The sequence below is a fragment of the Brevibacillus antibioticus genome (assembly GCF_005217615.1).
Taxonomy (GTDB): Bacteria; Bacillota; Bacilli; order Brevibacillales; family Brevibacillaceae; genus Brevibacillus; species Brevibacillus antibioticus.
Genome location: NZ_SZNK01000001.1, coordinates 1,259,207 through 1,278,926, shown reverse-complemented (window position 1 = coordinate 1,278,926; position 19,720 = coordinate 1,259,207). Strand labels below are relative to the sequence as shown.

Below are 19,720 nucleotides of genomic sequence, written 5' to 3'. Positions count from 1 at the left end.
CCCTTTTTCAAAAAGGAATCCGTTGGAGTTACAAGGCAGGTTGTGTTTCTAACAACTTGATTAACTCTTTCGTTCCTGTTTCGGAAAAAAGTTGTTCAAAACGCTCATCACGCTCTTCTTGCGGGGTTTGCTTGGTTTCAAATACAGATTGCAACATTTCATAGGCTGCTTTGAACTGGTCAAAGGTTGGCTCTTGGTTATTCTGCTCCAATTCTTCGACCATACGCTGAACATTGCGATAAGGTTGGATTACACCATTACTATAGGCTTCATTGTCCCAGTTGTTGTTTTTGGTGCAGACGGCAATCGCCAGACAGCGAATCATGAACTTGAGTTTATCCGGTTCTGCTGCTGGTGCAGCAGCCACTCGTTTTTCACGGATGATTGCTGCGTCCTTTTCGTCAGTGTAGGTGTATGCTTCTACGGATGGAGCGATTTTTCTCATCAAGTTGCGGAGTACAGTTTGCGGTCCCATCTCGATCAGGGTTGTTACTCCGTGCCGTTCAAGGTATTTCATCGAGTCAAGCCATTGAACCGGTTGTACGATTTGTTCGGTCAGGTTGTCAATGATGCTTTCCTTGCTTACATATGGCAATGCCGTCACATTGGAGAGCACCGGATAGGTCAAGTCGTTGTATATAACCTTTTCCAGTTCTTCTCTCATGCAGTCAGCGGCTGGTTGCATCAGAGGGCTGTGGAATGGCGCACTTACTTTGAGTGGTATTAGTTTGGCTTTTTGCTCTTTTAGCTTCACACTTGCTTGTTCGACGGCAATCGCATGACCCGAGATGACGATCTGGTCAGTGGAGTTCACATTGGAGATGACGACTAGGTTTTCAGCGGTAGAAACTTGTCGGCAGACTTGGTCGATCAGTTCAACCTCAACGCCGTAAACTGCTGTCATGGCTCCGAAACCGACAGGCACCGCTTCCTGCATGAATTTTCCACGTAGATGAACGAGTCGCACAGCATCAGCAAACGAAATAGCGTTGGTGCAAGTCAATGCCGAATACTCACCCAAGCTATGACCCGCGAGATACGCTGGCACAATTCCCGCTTCTTCCATCATTACCCGGTAAGCGGCAACACTCGCTGTCAGGATGGCCGGTTGAGTGATATCGGTTTTGGTCAGCTCTTCCATGGTGCCTTCAAAACAAATTTTTTTCAGATCGAATCCAAGTACTTCGTTTGCCTCTTCGAACACTTCACGAGCGAGATCGAATTGCTCATACAGTTTTTTCCCCATGCCCACTGCCTGTGAGCCTTGTCCTGGAAAAACAACTCCTACTTTTGTCATAAAAAGACTCATCCTTTCTATTGTGAAACGGAATGGGAGGCCAGATTAGAAAGAAACTGTGCGTAGCTTTGCAGCATTTCTTTCACTGTGTTGCTTTCTACTCTGGAAGAACGGTATTCAAATACGATTTGCATGCGGTCTGTCTGCGGCTTGATGATCATGCGCAAGTCGAACGGGTCAACCCCAACACTTGGCGGGAAAGCATCCGAATAGAACAGAAGGTACAACCCCTCCTTAGTCGGTGGAGCCTCAATTGATTGCGTTCGTCCACTCGCTGACTGTGCAGCCCGACCATGGCTGATTTGGGTAAAGAGTGTAGACAAGTCGTCTATGCTGTCCATTCCGATGTGAAGCGGAATGATCTGACTGCTTTGCAGAGCTGTGGTATACAGCGAGACCTGCAAGGATTCCGTAATTTCAGATAGGAAATAAGCATATGTCCCCAGACAGACGTCCTCCAAGCTGACACTTGCCTGCTCTGCGGTATCATGCAGGATGGCAGAAACCTCTAGCGGCAACATCACGTGTAACTCCATATCCTCGCTTGCTTCGCCATTCTGCATGAGCAGTCTCTGCGGAAACATCTGTGGTTGCAGGACGAGCGTATCACTCATGCCTTCTTCGATAAAAGCAGATAGCTTGGCGATGGTTGGATAGGCAAACAGATCGGTGATTCGGACACGACCAGGGAATTTGGTGTTGATCTGTGAATGCATCCACACCACCTTGATCGAGTTTCCTCCGACTTGGAAAAAGTTGTCATGGACACTGATCGTCTCCAATTCCAAAACACCCCTCCAAATGGCGGACAGTTCCAGTTCCAGTTGAGTCGTGGGGGCAACGAATTCGCCTGTGGAAAACGAACGGCTCCCCTCTACTTCGGGCAGTTGGTTGCGGTCGATTTTGCCGCTCGGGGTCAATGGCCACTCGTCCACGCGAACGAAGTAAGCCGGGATCATATAGTAGGGCAAGGTTTTTTGCAAGTGCTCGATCAGTTCAGAGACATCGATGTCTTGCTCCCCAATATAGTAGCCTATGATCGTCTTCTCCGATGGAGAATCGTTGCGAATCGTCACGACTGCATCTTGAATCAGTGGATGCTGGTTGAGGCAATGCTTGATCTCATTGAGTTCGACGCGGAAGCCTCTAATTTTTTCCTGGCTGTCCATCCGGCCTAAATAGTCTATTTCCCCATTGGGCAACCATCTGGCCAAATCTCCAGTCCGATAGATAAGTTCTCCGAAGCGATTTTGCGTAAATTTTTCCGCCGTCAACTCCGAGCGGTTTAGGTATCCTCGGGCCAGGCCGTCTCCCGCTATACATAGCTCTCCGGCAATCCCGATCGGCATCAGATTGTTGTCAGCATCCATAATATAAACCTTCATATTGGCAAGCGGTTTACCAATCGTGATCGGTTGATCGATGGTGAGAGGATGAAGAGTGGCATACACAGTTGTCTCTGTTGGGCCGTATATGTTGTAAATGGAAGCCTTTGGTACATAGGTAGCCAATTGTGAGAGCAGTGTCTCTGGAAAGGCTTCCCCTGCTATCATGATATCTGTTACATGCAAGGAGCGGTCAGAAAAGTCCGAATGATTAAACAACAACTGCATTCTCGATGGCGTAGTTTGAATCATCTGCACTTGGCTGCGCACCAACCGCTCACAGAGCAACTCAGGGTCTTGCAATTCTTCATCGCTTGCCACCACGACGGTCAAACCCAATGCCAATGCAATGAACGTCTCGACCACAAAAATATCAAAGGCCGGTGTTGTAACGGACACAATCCTTTTTCCCGAACGGAAATCGATATGGTCGATAAGTGCTCTCAACAAGTTGCTAACCGATTGGTGATTCACCATGACCCCTTTGGGCTTCCCCGTCGAACCTGATGTGTAAAGGAGATAGGCCAAGTTTTCAGTCGACGCGCACTGCTCTAGGTCGGTGCTCTCTTCACAAGCAAGATCAGGATCACGCAGGTCGATGATCGTTCCATGAAAATGATGTGTACCGAGTCCTTGGGGATCGGCTGTCAAAAGGATCGTAGCTCCGCTATCTTCCATCATATAGCGGATGCGGTCCATTGGATAAAACGGGTCGATCGGCAGGTAGGCTCCCCCAGCTTTCCAGATTGCCAGGAGTCCAATGATCATTTCAAACGAACGGTCGGAGATTTGTACAACGATGCTGTCAGCTTGTACATCTTGCCTGCGTAACAGCCGGGCCAACTGATTCGCTTTTTCATTCACTTGTCGGTAAGTAAGCGACTCATTTCCAAAGACGATGGCCGTTTGATCAGGCGTTTTTTTTGCTTGCTCTTCTATCCAGCGATAGACCGGTTTGTCAGAGTCATATGGTACTGCTGTATCATTAAATGCGTGTAGAATGATATGTTTTTCTTCTAAAGTCAGGATTTCAAGATCCTGGATGCGGATGTCGGGGTTCTCAGTGATTGCACTGGCAATAACCTGAAGATGTTCGCCCGCCTTTTGAATCATGGCGGCATCGAAAACGTTTGCGTTGTAGTTGAACTGGACTGCCAGCTTCGGCTCTGATTCGATGATGACATTCAAGTCATAGTTAGTCTGTTCAGAAATCTCTACATCGCTGATCTCGATCCCAGGTCCCGCTTCCACGTCAGCTTGGGCAGGCTTCGAACGTGGATAATTCTCAAAAACAACAATGTGATTCAGCAGGTCTTGTTTCAAAACGGATTGGCTCTGAATTTCAGCCAGGGACACATACTCATAGGCTCGGGATGCGAGCGACTCCGCTGACACGCGGCGGAGTAATGCAGACACTGTCAAATCTGGCTCTGATTTCACCCGGAATGGAACTGTGTTGATAAAGAGACCCACCATTCGCTCAATTCCCTCAACCTGCGGCGGTCGGGCTGAGACTACTGAACCAAATACGACATCGTTGACATGGTTGTACTTTTGAAGCAACAAGCCCCACAGCATATGCATCACAGTACTCAGGGTGGTTCGGTGTTGTTTTGCCAGATTCGACAGTTTGTACTGGATATCCTCACTAAAGTCAAAACAGGTTTCACTGCGTATATAGGTGTCAACCTTACGTGGTGTGCCATAGATCGGCAAGGTAACAGTTTCTTCATAAGACTGCAGATATCTTTGCCAATGTTTGTACGCTTCTTTTTTGTTCTGCTTGTTTATCCAGTCGATATATACTTGAAACGGTTGCACAGGGGAGAGATGAAGCGGAGTGTTCCGCTTCATCTGAGAATAGATCGAAAACAATTCCTGCGTAAACACTGATTGGCTCCAGCCGTCCATGATGATGTGATGGTAGCTACGGATCAGTTTATATTGTTTCGGAGCTACTTTGATCACTGAAAAACGGAGCAGTGGATCGCGTAACAGATCAAATCCTTTCTGCTTGTCCTGTTGAATGAACTGCTTTAGATATCCAATCTCCTCCACTTTTGACAAGCTCGAGATATCCTCGACGTGAAGCTTGATAGGACGTTCTTGAAAGACGACCTGTTGGGGCTTTTTTAGTTTTTCATGAACAAAGTTGGTTCTGAGTACTTCGTGACGTGAAATCAAGAGATTCACACTTTGTTCCAGCAGCTCCAGATCCAACTCGCCTGTAATCGTTAGAGTGGCCTGCTCAAAATACATATGAGAGTCTTGTGACAACAGGGAGTGATACAACATCCCCTCCTGCATAGGGGTTAGATTATAGATTTTTTGTACTTTCAACCCAGAATCCAAAAGCCTACCCTCTTTCCCAGGTGCTATCATTTTTCAAACATCTGGAGAATCTCTCCCACTTCTTCAATCGTCAGCTCACTGTTTCCATAGGCGGACGGAGTTAACTCTGTGTCCTCCTTTGCCTTACAATGAGCGATAATCAAATGCATCTGTTGTCGATACTTTTCTAGCAAGCGTCGAATCGTAACTTTTTGATAATGAGAGCGGCTGTATCGGATAGACATAATCAGCCGTTTTTCAACGATCTTGCAAGTCAGGGAGATTACATTGCCATCATTTGACAGAGTATGACCGCTTAATGCTTCATATTGTTGATCCATTTGGAAGAAGTCTAAATCTTCTTGATTCCATCTACAGGAAAAATTGTAACATATTTTATTTTTAGATGGAATTAATTTGTTATTAGTTTTTTCAGTTTTGCTTTTCTTTTGAATATTCAATAACCACTCTGATCCACCATTTTGGACCCGATGCAGGGTCTCTTTGACATTCTTGATTTGATACGAAAGATCTTTTTCATTCCCCATGTCCAGCAGAAGTGGCAACGTAGAGTTAATCCATCCCACAGTCCGTGTCAGGTCGAGCGTTCCTTCGCTCAGTATTCGCCCGCGTTCTCCGACGTCTATCAAGAAGAGCTGTTGATTCGACCAATCAGCAAGCGCGAGGCCAAATCCTGTCAACAGAAGATGATTTATGTCTGTTTGATAAGCGTGACTCGTGTGATGGAGTAACTGGTAGGTCTCCTCTTCACTCAGCTCTGCAGACAGGATATGGGCATCGTTTTGGGAATCCGCCGTCGAGATGTCGAAATCAGTCGGCAACGCAGGGACTCGCGTTCGATCAAGAGACGCCCAGTAACCAGTTGGTTGCTCGTGGTCAATTTGGTTAGCATGGGAGCTTAAATGGTTCACAAACTCGCGGAACGAAGCGCTTTTCTTCTCGATCACTGGATGCTGTTTGTTCATGAGACTGACATAAGCTTGTGTGAAGTCTTCCAGCAAAATCGGCCACGATGACTCATCCATGAGCAATTGATGGATGAGAATGCACAAGTAATCGCCTTCTTGTGTTTGGAACAGACCCAGACGAATAAATGGAGGCTTTACTCCTGCGAGATGACTTTTCATGTAAGTGACTTTTGCAGCGATGATCGCACGGGCATCCTGGTCTGCCTTTATGTCCAGGTTTTCGAAGATGAAGTGTGCGCGGTCGACTGGCTTGTGAATTTGCAACAGTTCATTGTCGTCAAGCTGGAAGATCATTTGCAGCGCATCGTGATGGTTGACCACGGCAGTGAAGGCATGGGTGACTAGCTTCGGATCAAAGCCTTCTCTGCTGTACAGCATGACAGAGTGAGCCTTGCTATTGGGTTCCATGATGATCTCATTGGCTAATTCACGCTGCATCGGTGCCAACAGAATGAAACCGGTTGAGTCGATTGGATCGTTAACGCTTGCCAATTGATGTATGTGGGGCGCCAATTCACTGATGCACGGATATTGGAACGTGTCTCTGATGTCAAGTTGCAAATTTTGTTTGAACAGGGCCGATGAAATTTGGATGGCCTTGATCGAGTTGCCTCCGAGTTGAAAAAAATCATCTTTAATCCCAACTCGTTCCACTCCCAGTACCTCTTGCCAGATCCGGGTAATATTCGCTTCCTGTTCGTTGCGAGGAGCTACATATTCAACCATTACTTGCTCTTTGTAGTCTGGTCTGACCAAGGCTTTGCGGTTGATCTTGCCATTGGCTGTAAGTGGAAGCTGATCTAATCGAACGGCGTAGGCAGGTACAAAATAGACAGGAAGTTTTTGGGCCAAGTATTCTTTCACATCCTGTTCTGTCGCTGTACCAGTGGTGACGTAGTAGACGCAGAGGTATTTCTCCCGTGATTCATCCTCATAGTCAACCACAGCGGATTCGGTAATGTCTGGATGCTGCAAAAGCACCTCTTCAATCTCACCCAGCTCAATCCGGTATCCCCGCAATTTGACTTGGTGATCGAGGCGTCCGAGGCATTGAACCGTTCCGTCTTCTTGCCAGCAAGCCAAGTCTCCTGTCTGATACATCAGGCGGCCGTCCTCATAAGGATTGACAACGAATCTCTCTCGGGTCAGGTCGTCACGGTTGAAATAGCCCTGCGCTAAACCGTCTCCTGCGATATACAGCTCCCCAACAACGCCAATTGGCAGCAGTTGCAATTGTTCACCGAGAATATACAATCGGGTGTTGGCGATAGGCGTCCCCACCTTGATTTCGGTTTCTTGCGTGAGTTCGTGAACGACGGACCAGATTGTGGTTTCGGTTGGGCCGTACATGTTAAAGATTCGGGCATTCATGTTTAGTTGCAGCTTGGTGAGCAGTGACAGCGGGAATCCTTCACCGCCGATCATGACCTCTGTTACCTGCTTTGTCCATGTGTCATCTGCGGCATGCAACAGCTGCATGCGTGTCGGTGTCATTTGGAGCATATTCACATGTTGCTCTTTAATCAATCGCGCCAGTTGATGCATGTCTTGTTGTTCCTGTTCTGTGGCAATTACAACCTTGGCGCCAACCGTCAATGGCAGGATAGCTTCCAGGAAAAATATATCGAAGGAGATCGTAGTAACACAAAGAACTGGCTTATTTGCGGCAAAATCAATCCGGTCTCGAATGCCCGCGATGAAATTGACCAGAGAGCGGTGTTCGATCATGATTCCTTTTGGATGCCCTGTTGAACCTGACGTGTAAATGACATACGCTGGGTCGGTTGGTGTAGCCAGTTTCTCCAGATTGCTTGCATCATCAAGCAGGGCGTCATCAATGCAGATGACCGTTCCGTTAAACGTTCCCTTTTCTCTCCATGCTTGTTGCGTGAGAAGCGCTCTTGCTTGGCTGTCTTCCAACATGTACGCAATTCTGTCTTGCGGATAATCTGGATCAATCGGCACGTATGCAGCACCTGCTTTGAGAATAGCGAGCAGTCCCACGATCATCTCCACAGATCTTTGCATGATCAGGCCAACGATATCGGATGGCTGCACGCCTTGTGATTGCAAGGTGCGGGCGACTCGGTTGGCCCGTTCGTTGAGCTCACGGTAGGTAAGTGTGGTGTTCCCGCAGACTAGAGCCGTCTTATCAGGGGTGCAGACTGCTTGGACTTCGATGAGCTGTACCACGGTTTGATCCTGTTCATACGCAAGTACGGTTTGGTTAAAGGTGTTGAGTAGCTGCTCTTGTTCTGCTTGGCTTAACAGGTTCAGCTTGGCAATCGTGCGTTCTTTGTTTTTCGTGATTTCCTGAAGCAAGTTGACAAAATGAGTTGCCATCCGTTCCATCGTTTCCCGTCGGAACAATTTGGTGCAGTAGCACCAATTGAAATGAATGCCTTCCTCCGATTCGATCGCCTCAAGCTGCAGATCAAATTGTGTACTTTCCGTATGGAACTCATAGGGGCGAAATGCAATCTCGTCACTCGACATGTTCGACATGTCCATGTTTTGCAATGTAAACATCGTATCAAACAGCGGATTGCGGCTTGGGTCAACCTTGACATTGAGTGCATTGACCAGCTCTTCAAACGGGTAGTCTTGGTTTTCAAACGCTTGCAGAGCATGCGCTTTCACTTCATCTAGGAAGATTACAAATGTCTTCTTCTCGTCAGGGAAGTTCCGCAGAACCAAGGTGTTGACAAACATCCCCATCATCTGCTCCAAGTCTGCGTGATTACGGCCTGCAATCGGCGTACCGACGATGATTTCGTTTTGTCCGGAGTATTTTGCGAGCAGGACATTATAGGTTGCGATCAGCACCATAAACAAAGTGCTGTTCGTCTCTCTCGTCAGTTGGTGCAGCATCCCTGTCAGTTCAGCGTCAATCTTGAATGAGAAGGTGTCGCCCTCATAGCTCCTGAAGAGGGGCCGGGTAAAGTCCGTCGGCAGATCCAAGACAGCCAAATCGCCAGACAAGGTTTCCATCCAGTACGCTTTTTGCTTGGTCATGCGTACGCTTTGCAGCTGTTCTTTTTGCCAGAGCGAGAACTCTTTGTACTGGATGCGCTGGGGTGGCATCTCTTGTCCGTTATACAGATCAAAAAAGTTTCTTAACAAAAGTTGCACGGAAGTAGCATCTGCGATAATGTGGTGCAAATCGTACAAGAGCACATGCCGTTGTTCGGACAGGCGTATGATCCCGACTCTGAGCAACGGCGCTTGGCCCAGATTAAATGGGCGAATAAAGCTGGCGGCGACCCATTCAAGGGTGTCTTCGTCTGCTTCCAATTGCTCGATGGCAAATGTCACATCTTCCTGAATGACCTGAACAAGTTCCCCCTCTATCATTGCAAACGAAGTGCGCAATGGTTCGTGATGGTTGATCAATTGTTGCAGGATGCTCTCCAACCGCTCTACATCGACATCGCCGATGATTTCATGCGCTCGGGAGATGTTGTAGCTTGTCTGCGCTCCTTCAAACATGTGGAGGACGTATTGGCGCTTCTGGGCGGAGGACACTGGATAGTACGGACGGCCCTCAGCCTTCGGGATTTTCGTGTACAGGCTTCGATTGCACTCTCTGATGTGGGAAGCCAATTCCCTTACCGTTTGACGATAGAAAATCTCTCGCAGCGGAATTTCTACGTCAAAGGCTCTGTGCAAGTGAGAGATCAGCACTGCGGCTTTCAACGAATGCCCGCCAAGATGAAAAAAGTTGTCGTTAACCCCGATTGACTCGATCCCTAGGATGTCTTTCCAGATATGGATGAGCACCTCCTCCGTCTCATCAGCAGCGTCCACGAATTGTGTACTGAATGGGAGAGTCTGTATGTTCGGGAGAGATTTTTTATCGATCTTGTAATTGGGAGTTAGCGGAATTTTATCCAGATGGATCAAGTAGGTCGGCACCATGTAATCAGGTAAGTACTTGGTCAGTTCGTTTTTGACATCTACGGTCTCGAGTGATTTTCCATCGTAGGTTTCGTAGTAGGCGACCAGTTGGGCTTCGTGGTCCTGGTTATGCGTAACGATCACTGCGCTTTTGGCGATGTTGTCCATATGGTTGAGAATGGTTTCGATCTCGCCGAGTTCTACACGGTAACCGCGTATTTTGACCTGGAAGTCTCTTCGCCCAATATATTCGATGCTTCCGTCCGGCAGCATGCGCCCAAGGTCATTGGTGCGATAGACCGCCACGGATGGGTCATCCTTGTCAAAAGACAGGACTTCTCGTGTCTTATTTTCGAGCTTCCAGTAACCAGAAGTGAGGTATTTACTTTTGACTACGATTTCACCGATTTCAAAAACTCGAGTCTCTCCACCTTGTTCATTGCACAACGCGATCTCGACTCCCTCGACAGGGTACCCAACAGGCAGCGCGTAGCCAGTCATGGAGGAACCGTGCTTGAGCACATAGGAAGTGGCGATCAGAATCTCGGAGGCGCCGTACAGGTTTACCAACAATGAGTGATCAGCAAAATGTCGTTGGTGCAAGGCAAGATCACCTTGGTACACCGGCTCGCCGCCTAAAATTACATGGCGGATATGTTCGTACCGCGTCTCTTCCCCACCCGCCATCATGCAATAGCGAAACACGGTCGGAATGGAATGATAGAACGTGATCTGCTGATCTAAAAGCCATGCGGGAAGCTTATCCATACTGCCTTCCGTTTTGATATTGTACGGATACACGCCTGCCCCGAACAGAATTGCCACAAAAATGTCCAGAACGCCTACAGCATGACTGTAGGAAGTTAACAGTGCGATGCGGTCATCTTCGCTGATCTGCAGATCATTGCCAAAGCAGGCAATGAAATGAAGGACATTGTGATGAGTTTGCATCACCGCTTTTGGCTTACCCGTTGATCCCGAAGTAAACATGATGTAAGCAAGTTGACCTGCTGTGATCGGCAAGTTCGGATTCATGCTGGAAATGTTACGGTTCTTCTCCAACGCCTGAATTGTTAGGATCTCAAGATCACTCGCAGCCAGTTGAGCAGCCAGGTCTTCGTACTCGTGATTGGTCACGATCAGACGGGCTCCTGAGAGTTCCAGCATGTCCTTGAGTCGATCCACAGGGAACGTGGGATCCAGAGGTACATAGAAGTTGCCCGTTTTCAATACACCTAACATTCCCACAATCATCTCGGCCACGTGTCCAAACAGAATGGCGACAGGCTGTTGCTCCCTCGTCAGCGGTAAATAGGACAAAATTGCGTGGGCAATGCGGTTGGCGGTTTGGTTGAGTTCCAGGTACGAATAGGTCTTGGCTTTATCTTTTACCGCAATTGCTCCAGCGTGTTTGTCGACTTGCTCTTCGAAGCGTTGGACGATGGACGAATAGACCTCAGCTTCAAATGATTCAGAAACCACTTCAGTTTGTACGCTGTTTTTCGTTTGCAGCTGACTTTTCTCAAACAGGCGGTATTCCTCAAGAGGACGGTTAGGATTGTCAACCACCTGTTCGAGTAAGTTTAGATATTGATTCATCAAGTATTGGATCGTGCTTGGTTTAAACAGGGCGGTGCGATAATTGCAGTTGAGGAGTACCTTGTCCGGCATCTCTTCCAAGTGGATAGTGAGATCAAATTTCGCCGTTTTATTCTCAAACAGATACGGGCTGAACTTCATCTCCCCTACCTTGACTCCGTAATCGAAGCTAGTGTTTTGCATGTTGAAAAGGGTGTCGAATAGTGGAGTCCGGCTCAAGTCCCGAGTCAGCTTTAATTTTTCTAGCAGCATTTCGAACTGATATTCTTGATTGTCAAAAGCCATCAGGATGTTGTCCCGCACCTCGGTGAGATAGTGGGCAAAGCTCTTCTGTCCCTGTGGATAAGTGCGAAGGGCAATGGTATTGATGAACATTCCGATCACAAATTCCACACTCGGTTCATTACGTCCGATAACGGGGGTACCCACAATAACGTCTTCCTGTCTGGTCAGTTTCGCAAGCCAGAGCTTATAAGTTGCAAGGAATAGCACAAACAGCGTAACATCGTTTTTATTGCATGTCTCTCGCAGTTTAGACGTCAGGGCGGGACTGATCTCGAGATCGTAGTTGTCCCCATCGTAGCTCATGACCGCTGGACGGGGGTAATCCGTTGGCAGTTCAAGCAATGGCAGCTCCCCGGAGAAAGTGTCGAGCCAGAATTGTTCCTGCTGCAAAATCAGGTCAGAATCAAGCAACCGATTTTGCCAAACCGCGAAATCTTTGTACTGTACAATTGGTTTTGGCAGGCTCAAACCTTCGTAGAGAGAGGCAAACTCCTGAATCAAGGTGCCGATTGAAGTCCCGTCAGAGATGATGTGATGCATGTCAATCAACAATACGTGTTGATCTTGTGCTTTATTTACTAACCCAATACGAATCAACGGATGCTTGGACAAATCAAATGGAGCGATGAATTGCGCCAACAATTCGCCAATGTCTTTGTTAGAAGTGGTGAAGTACTGAATCTGGAAATCGCAATCCGCATGTACGATTTGCACTGGATCATTATTGATCATTTCAAAGGAGGTACGGAAGGATTCGTGTCTTGCGATCAACGTATGAATCACCCGTTCAAAGCGCTGGATGTCGAAGTCGCCTTCGATCAGATATGCGGACGGCATGTTATAGCCCAGGTTTTCCTTGTCGATTTGAGCTAATGTAAAAATACGTTTTTGCGCTGCTGACACTGGGTAGAAATCGTGTTTCGTCACTGGCACAATCGGTGGATACTGCTTCGCTTCGGCCGAAGTGTAGAAGCTTTCAAGAAAGTCAGCCAGGCTGATGATCGTCGGGTAATTTCTCAGTACTTGTGTAAGCTCGATCTTGACTTTGAGCTTGTCATAGAGACAGTTGACGATTTTGATAGCGACAATGGAGTCGCCACCCAGTTCGTAGAAATTATCATTCAGATCAAGTTCGTCATATCCCAAGACGCTGCCGTAGATATCAGCGACCAATTGTTCCCAATCAGTATAGGTATGGTTGTCGCGCCCGATTAATGTCACTGTCTTTAACTCAATGCTACGCAGTGCATTTTTCTGGGGAGCAAAGGCTTGCTTCTTGTATTCGATAATGTCGAGGATTTCATCAGACAGCTTCATCGGCGAATCAAACTCTGAAAGAATTACCTCATCCTCATAGTTAACCTTCCCGATCACGACCCGTGTAATATCCTTGGACAAAACGTGCTCAAGGGCTTGTAGTGCTTCTTCGGTTGGCAATACTCTGAACAGACCATCCACATTGACACCGTAATCCTTGGCAAGCCCCGTATCTCTCCAAGCAGCCCAGTTAATTGTGACTGTCCGTTTCCCCAGCTTGTTACGGTACGCTTCGAACGCATCGAGATACGAGTTGGCAGCACTGTATGCACCGTGACCAGGAGCGCCTAGAAGTGATGTAATCGAGGAGAAAGACAAGAAAAAGTCAAGCTGGTCTTCTTCTGTCAGACGGTCGAGCAGCCACGTTCCCTCCACTTTTGGCTGGATCGCGCTGCGGAAAAGCTCTTCCCCTTTCCCGATAATCAGGCCTTCTCCCACCGCACCAGCACAATGAATCACGCCGTTGATTGGACCAAAGCAGGAACGGATGTCGTCAAGGGCCTGTGCTAATGCATCTTCCTCCGAAACATCGGCCTGGTAATAGATCACTTCACTGCCTAGACGCTTCATCTCCATTAGGGTTTTGTAGCGATGCTGGAGCTTTTCGTCTTGAGTTTGAGCCAACAGGACCGGCCATTCTGAGTGGTCTTCAAGCGGGCTTCGGGCAATCAGGCAGACTTTGACAGATTTCTTTGACGCCAAAAATTTGCCTATCTCCAAACCAAGTCCCCCTAGACCACCCGTGATCACGTAGACACCGTTTTCACGGATATCGGTGGTCAGGTTGGGTGTATCGGTTAAGTCCGTTTTGGACAGGACCTCAACATAGCGCTTGCCATTTCGGTAGGCGACACCGTATTTTTGTTCACTTGTTTGGATTTCTGCTGCCAGCATTTCGGGAGTGACAGCACCATCGATATCGATAAAACGGCATGTAACATTGTAGCTTTCCATCCCTACAACTTTGCCCAATCCGATCAACGGTGCGTGTTCTGGGCAGAATGTCGGTTCGCTGTTGTCAACCTTATGAACATACGGCACAAGTAGCAGGACTTCGATCTCTTGATCGATTTGTCTGTTCAGCATTGCCTTTAAAAGTTGGAACAGACTGTAAACACCTTTCTTTTGCGTTTTCCTCATCTCGGTGAGCGAATGAATTCCGGAGCGGTCGGTTTGCAGATAAACGACCTGCGTAAACAAATTGTCTGCCAAATCATCCATGAGAGCCTCGTACCCACCTGCAAGACCGTCAATGAAATAATGGTTGTCACTCAGCTTCTGGTATTCGTCCGCCTGTTCGACCATTATCACCTCTCGTCCCAATTCGCTGAGGGAAATGGAGAGCTTGGCGCTTATGTCTGAATCGTCAGCCAGCAAAAGTACACGGCCTTGTTTTGGAGGATAGGCACCAGGTTGTAGGTCAGACGATTCCCACTTTATGACATGAAACAGGCCGTCCTCGTCGGCATGTGGGCTTTCCGTATAAGGAATATCCACCCAGCAACGTTTTTTCTCAAACGGGTAGACGGGCAGGCTGATGCGGTGACACATTTCGTGCTGATAAAAAGCTTCCCAGTCAATCAGCCCCCCTCGGACATAGGACTGGCAAATCTCGATCAGCAAAGCTTGGTCCCGCATGTTGCCCCTCACAAAGGTATCCACTTTTTCGCTTATCGATATGTTTAGGACCTCTGCTTTGTCTTCGGTCAACTCGCCCTGTTTTTTGCTGTCTAGGTTGCCGCTCATGGTGTCGAACATGCTGCAATAGATTCCGTAGGACAGGAGATCTTCGTTCCAATTTGCGTTGAGCAGTGTCATAAGCTTCGTTAAGAGTTCCTTCAAATCAACGCAAGTGATCAGCAATCGATATTGATAATGGCCACGTCCGGTGTTGGCTGTATAGCAAACATCCTCCAAGATAAGGTTATCATTGCTTGCCACGAATTCAGCGTATCGCTTTACCAGCTCGCGCAATGCAGCTTCACTTCGAGCTGAAAGAGCCAGCACATGCGGGATATGGGCGGCAGATCGGATACGTTCCTTTGGCAAAGGGGCTTCTTCCAAAACAATGTGTGCATTGGTACCGCTTAAACCAAACGAGCTGATGCCACATCTTCTGGGGGGCCCATCAGTTTTCCATTCGTCAAGCTCGTTATTCACATAGACAGGCAGGTTAATAAAATTAATCCCTTTGTTGGGCCGCCTAAAATGAAGCGAAGGTGCGAGCTGTTTGTTTTTCAAAGACAGCACTGCTTTTAACAACCCAGCTATTCCCGCCGCATGGTTCAAGTGACCAACGTTCGTCTTGATGGAGCTAACAGCACAAAAATGTTTTTTCTGGGTAAATCGGCGAAATGACCTGGAGATCCCCTCCAATTCGATTGGATCACCCAGCTTTGTCCCTGTCCCGTGCGATTCGATGTAGGTAATCGTTTCTGGGTCAATACGGGCATCTTTCCATGCTCTGACGATCACCTCTTCCTGTGCGCCAGGGTGTGGAGCAGTCATTCCATTAGAAGTGCCATCTTGGTTGATGGCCACTCCTTTGATGACAGCATAAATGTGATCGCGATCTTTTAAGGCTTGGCTCAGTGATTTAAGCATGATTACACCTCCGCCTTCGCCCCCGCCTGTGCCGTCTGCATCGTTATCGAATGTATGGCTGCGTCCATCTGAAGATTCCAATCCGAGCGTTGTCGAGGCTTTTATCGGCATTAGGTTAAGGCTGACGGCACCGACCAAGGACATATCGAAGTTGCCGTTGCGGATTTCCTGGCAAGCCATATAGGTGGCGACTAATGCAGATGAACAAGCGGTGTTGACTAACATGCTTGGACCTTTCAAATCCAGCAGATAAGAAATACGGCTGGCGATAATCGGCGCCAAAGTACCAGTCAAGGCAAATGCCAGCGCATCCGGCTCTACGTCAGCAATCAACTGCTTATAGGGCATGTCACCGTCAAATCCGACATAGACAGCGGTATTCGTCCCTTTAAGTTTGTCGCCGCCATACCCTGCATCCTCCATCGCCTCCCAGGCCATTTGTAAAAACAAGCGTTGGTTGGGATCGATGTACTTCGCTTCGTTGGGTGGAATGTTAAAAAAGCTGTAGTCAAATTTGTCGACTTCTTCTAAAAAACCAAACGAAGAGTACTGCATTTGGGGATCATACGTCTGCTTGTATTTCAGATATGCATTGGTATCTACACGCCGTGACATCGGAAAGTCTCTAATGCAGTCCTTTCCCTGCGCGATAAAATTCCACAATTCTTCCAGATTGTCCGCTTGTGCGATTTTTCCTGACATGCCGATGATGGCAACATCACGTTTCGATACTTCATCTATCTGAATCTGCCCTTCTTGCTCGAGCGTCCCGACTTGATCAAGACTGAAATTGAGTAGCTTTTTTTTCATACAGTTCTCATCCCTTTTCTGGACTAGTACCTGCTTTTTCCAGCTCATCCACGAGCAGCTGGATAATCATCAGGTAGCCTTTCACCAGTTGTTGCATGGCCATTTGGTTCATGCGGCTGCCATTGTACTCAAAGGTTACATCCGTACGATCGTGGTGCTCGTTGATTTCGAGAAAAATGTCGAAGTGCTGCAACAAGTTCACATTTGCTAAAAGCAAGCTTTTCTTATACATCAACAGGGCCACAGAGTAACGGTCCTCCTCCTGGCTGACATCATGGATAGCCTTGATTGGAAACTCCTGTTGGGGGGCGCGCTCAGAGCGTTGATGAACCCACTGCACCAATTCCTCAATGCTTTCGATTTCATCAAAAATAAGAGTAAATTGCTGCAGGCTATCCGTTTGGCCGAGCATAGTGTACAGCGTAATATCTGCCTTGCTCATCACTTCGCTGAATAGGTAATAATAAGCGGCTAACAGCACGTCTTCCTGTTCCACGCCACGATTCTTGGTCACACCTTTCAAGCGAGCCAGCTCTCGGCCTTGCAGGCTGGCGCTATACGACAAAGCTTCCCCTTCATGTTGCCCATGGGAGAAAAATTCTGATGGCAAGGGATTTCGCTTTAGTGTCACATTGGCCTGAATGGTCACTTCTTGGTTGACGATAACACGAGCGATCTGCTTGATAGTCGGATTCATAAACAAGTCCGTCGCTAAGATTTTTCCAGGGTATTCGATTTCGACCATCGCGAGCATTTGAACAAACAGCATGGAGTTGCCTCCAAGATCAAAAAAGCTGTTGTGAATCCCTATTTTTTTGGGGTCAATATTCAGCACCTCGGACCAGATGGAGACCAACTTTTGTTCTACTTGATTTTCCGGTTCTGTGTAATTTGGCTCCAGATCCCTCTCATGATCTATGGTAAGCAACTGTTTTCGATTGATTTTGCCATTGGGGGTCAAAGGCATTGCGTCCACTTTGACAAAATAAGACGGGATCATGTATTCCGGCAATTTCGTCAGCAAGTATTCTCGAATCTGCTGGGGGGTAATCGCTTGGTCCGCAACCAGATAAGCGCACATGAACTTGTTGCCTTCCTCCGACTCCTTGGCCAGCACCACCGCTTCCTGTACCGAATCGTTGGCTATCAGTTGATGCTCGATCTCACCAAGTTCGATGCGATACCCTCTGATTTTTACTTGGTCATCGACACGGCCCAAGTGTTCGAGCTCTCCATTGTCTAACAAACGTACCAAATCTCCTGTACGATACATGATCTGGCCCGGGCGGAATGGATTGGCGATGAATCTCTCGGCGGTCAAATCGGCACGGTGCAGATATCCTCTTGCCAAACCGTCTCCCACTATGCACAATTCCCCTGCTACGCCGATTGGCTGTCGGTTCATGTGTGTGTCAATTACATGTACCTGTGTGTTGGCAATCGGTTTGCCAATCGTCACTGGTCGATCTGGCGACAAAGGCTGGACAGTGGACCAAATAGTGGTCTCCGTGGGTCCGTACATATTGAAGAGACGAGCATTACTCAAAGCGGACAGTTGTTTTACGAGCGCGGCTGAGACAGGTTCGCCGCCGAGCATGATCGTCACTACATCTGACAGGCAAGTACGGGCACTTTCGCTATGGAGCAACAACTGCATACGTGATGGAGTCATCTGCAGCAGATCGACTCGTTCTTGGCGTATGCGTTCAGCTAAAAGGTCGGGCTTCAAGGATTGGGCTGCATCAGCAATCACCACTCGCAGTCCGCAGCTCAAGGGCAGCAACAGCTCCAACACAGAAATATCAAAGCAATAGGTGGTGAGCGCCAAGATCGTCATACCTGCGGAGAAGTCGATGGATTTTCTCATACCGTGAAAAAAGTTGACAACAGAGCGATGTTCAATCATGACGCCTTTCGGTTGGCCAGTTGAACCTGAGGTGTAGATGACGTAGGCAAGGTTCGCTGAGGAGCCTGTACAAGCCGGATTGTGTTTTGGCTGCTCCACGTGCTCATCGAAGGGATCGATCACCTTCACATCTTTATGCAAATTCTTGGACAATTCAGGGCGAGTAAGCAGGAGATTAACGCCGCTGTCATGCAAGAAATAGTCAATTCGCTCTGACGGATACTCTGGATCAATCGGCAAATAGGCTCCGCCCGCTTTTAAGATGGCAAGCATACCCACGATCATCTCCATCGAACGTGGGATCATGATGCCCACAATCCGCTCTCGGGTCACACCTGACGCAATGAGCTTGTGAGCCAATCGATTCGCTCGCTCGTTCAGTTGCAGATAGGTCAAGGTTGCTTCTCCAAACACAAGTGCTGTGGCATTTGGAGTTTTTTCCACTTGTTCTTCAAAAAGCTGGTGGATCATTTTTTCCGATACATAAGACGATTCTGTCTGGTTGTATTCATCCAGCAGCGCCCATTCCTCTTGACTCGCCAGCGGAATTTCATTCAGTTGTGCCGTAATGTTGGATACGGCGTAGGTCAATGTGTTTACGAAATGACTTGCATATCGTTTGATGACCTCCGCGTCAAAACGCATTGCATTATACGTGATCGTCCCCTTGAGCTCATCCTCTCCCCGTCGTTCAAAAGAGAAGGTCAGTGCATGCCGGGCGATATTTACCGGAAATTCGTCATGCAGGTCCTTCAGGCGGCAGACGAATGGAATTGCGTACTCCTCTGGAGCTTGTCCTTCCGCTTGACGTACAAGCTCCAAGATTCGTTCATACGGATAATCCTGGTGTTCCACCGCCTGTAACGCAGTTGCTCGAATCTGCAGCAATAGCTCACGAAAGCTCATGTCACCGGTGATGACATCTCGCAGAATCAGCAAATCATTCAGGGTATCAGAAGTACGCTTTTGTTTAAAGACAGGAGCGGCAACAATACTGTCCTCATTGCCGGAATAGCGAAAAATCAAAGCCTTTAGCGAGGTCAGCAAAACGAAATATAGTGACAAGCTAGAATGGTTGCCGAGATGAAGCACCTTCTCCCACAGTTCTCCTGTGATTGTGATTTCGGCTTGCCCGTATTGATATGGATCTGTTTGGGCAGACCGAAAGACACCCCCGTATCCTGTAAAGTTCATCCCACTTACTTTTTGCAGCCAATACTTCTCTTGGTTCGCATATTTCTGTTCCGACAGTAATAACTGCATATCCAGGCTTGTCATATAGATCCTCCTCTACTTCCGA

General features: G+C 47.9%; 4 protein-coding genes. All 4 read right to left on the bottom strand.

Annotated features, from left to right (window positions below):
- Positions 1–28 precede the first annotated feature (28 nt).
- Genes fabD through E8L90_RS06190 form a run of 4 tightly spaced genes read right to left on the bottom strand, consistent with a single transcriptional unit; the run spans position 29 to position 19,698 of the window.
- Positions 29–1,297, bottom strand: a complete 1,269-nt coding sequence (gene fabD / locus E8L90_RS06205) for an ACP S-malonyltransferase (RefSeq protein ID WP_137028454.1) — start codon at positions 1,295–1,297, stop codon at positions 29–31.
- Positions 1,298–1,314: 17 nt separating this feature from the next.
- Positions 1,315–5,034, bottom strand: a complete 3,720-nt coding sequence (locus tag E8L90_RS06200) for a non-ribosomal peptide synthetase (RefSeq protein ID WP_162309047.1) — start codon at positions 5,032–5,034, stop codon at positions 1,315–1,317.
- A 26-nt stretch (positions 5,035–5,060) separates the two neighbouring features.
- Positions 5,061–16,514 (bottom strand): non-ribosomal peptide synthetase, encoded by an 11,454-nt coding sequence (locus E8L90_RS06195; protein WP_162309046.1) that lies wholly within the window; start codon positions 16,512–16,514, stop codon positions 5,061–5,063.
- Between the two features lie 7 nt (positions 16,515–16,521).
- Positions 16,522–19,698 (bottom strand): non-ribosomal peptide synthetase, encoded by a 3,177-nt coding sequence (locus E8L90_RS06190; RefSeq protein WP_137028451.1) that lies wholly within the window; start codon positions 19,696–19,698, stop codon positions 16,522–16,524.
- Positions 19,699–19,720 lie beyond the last annotated feature (22 nt).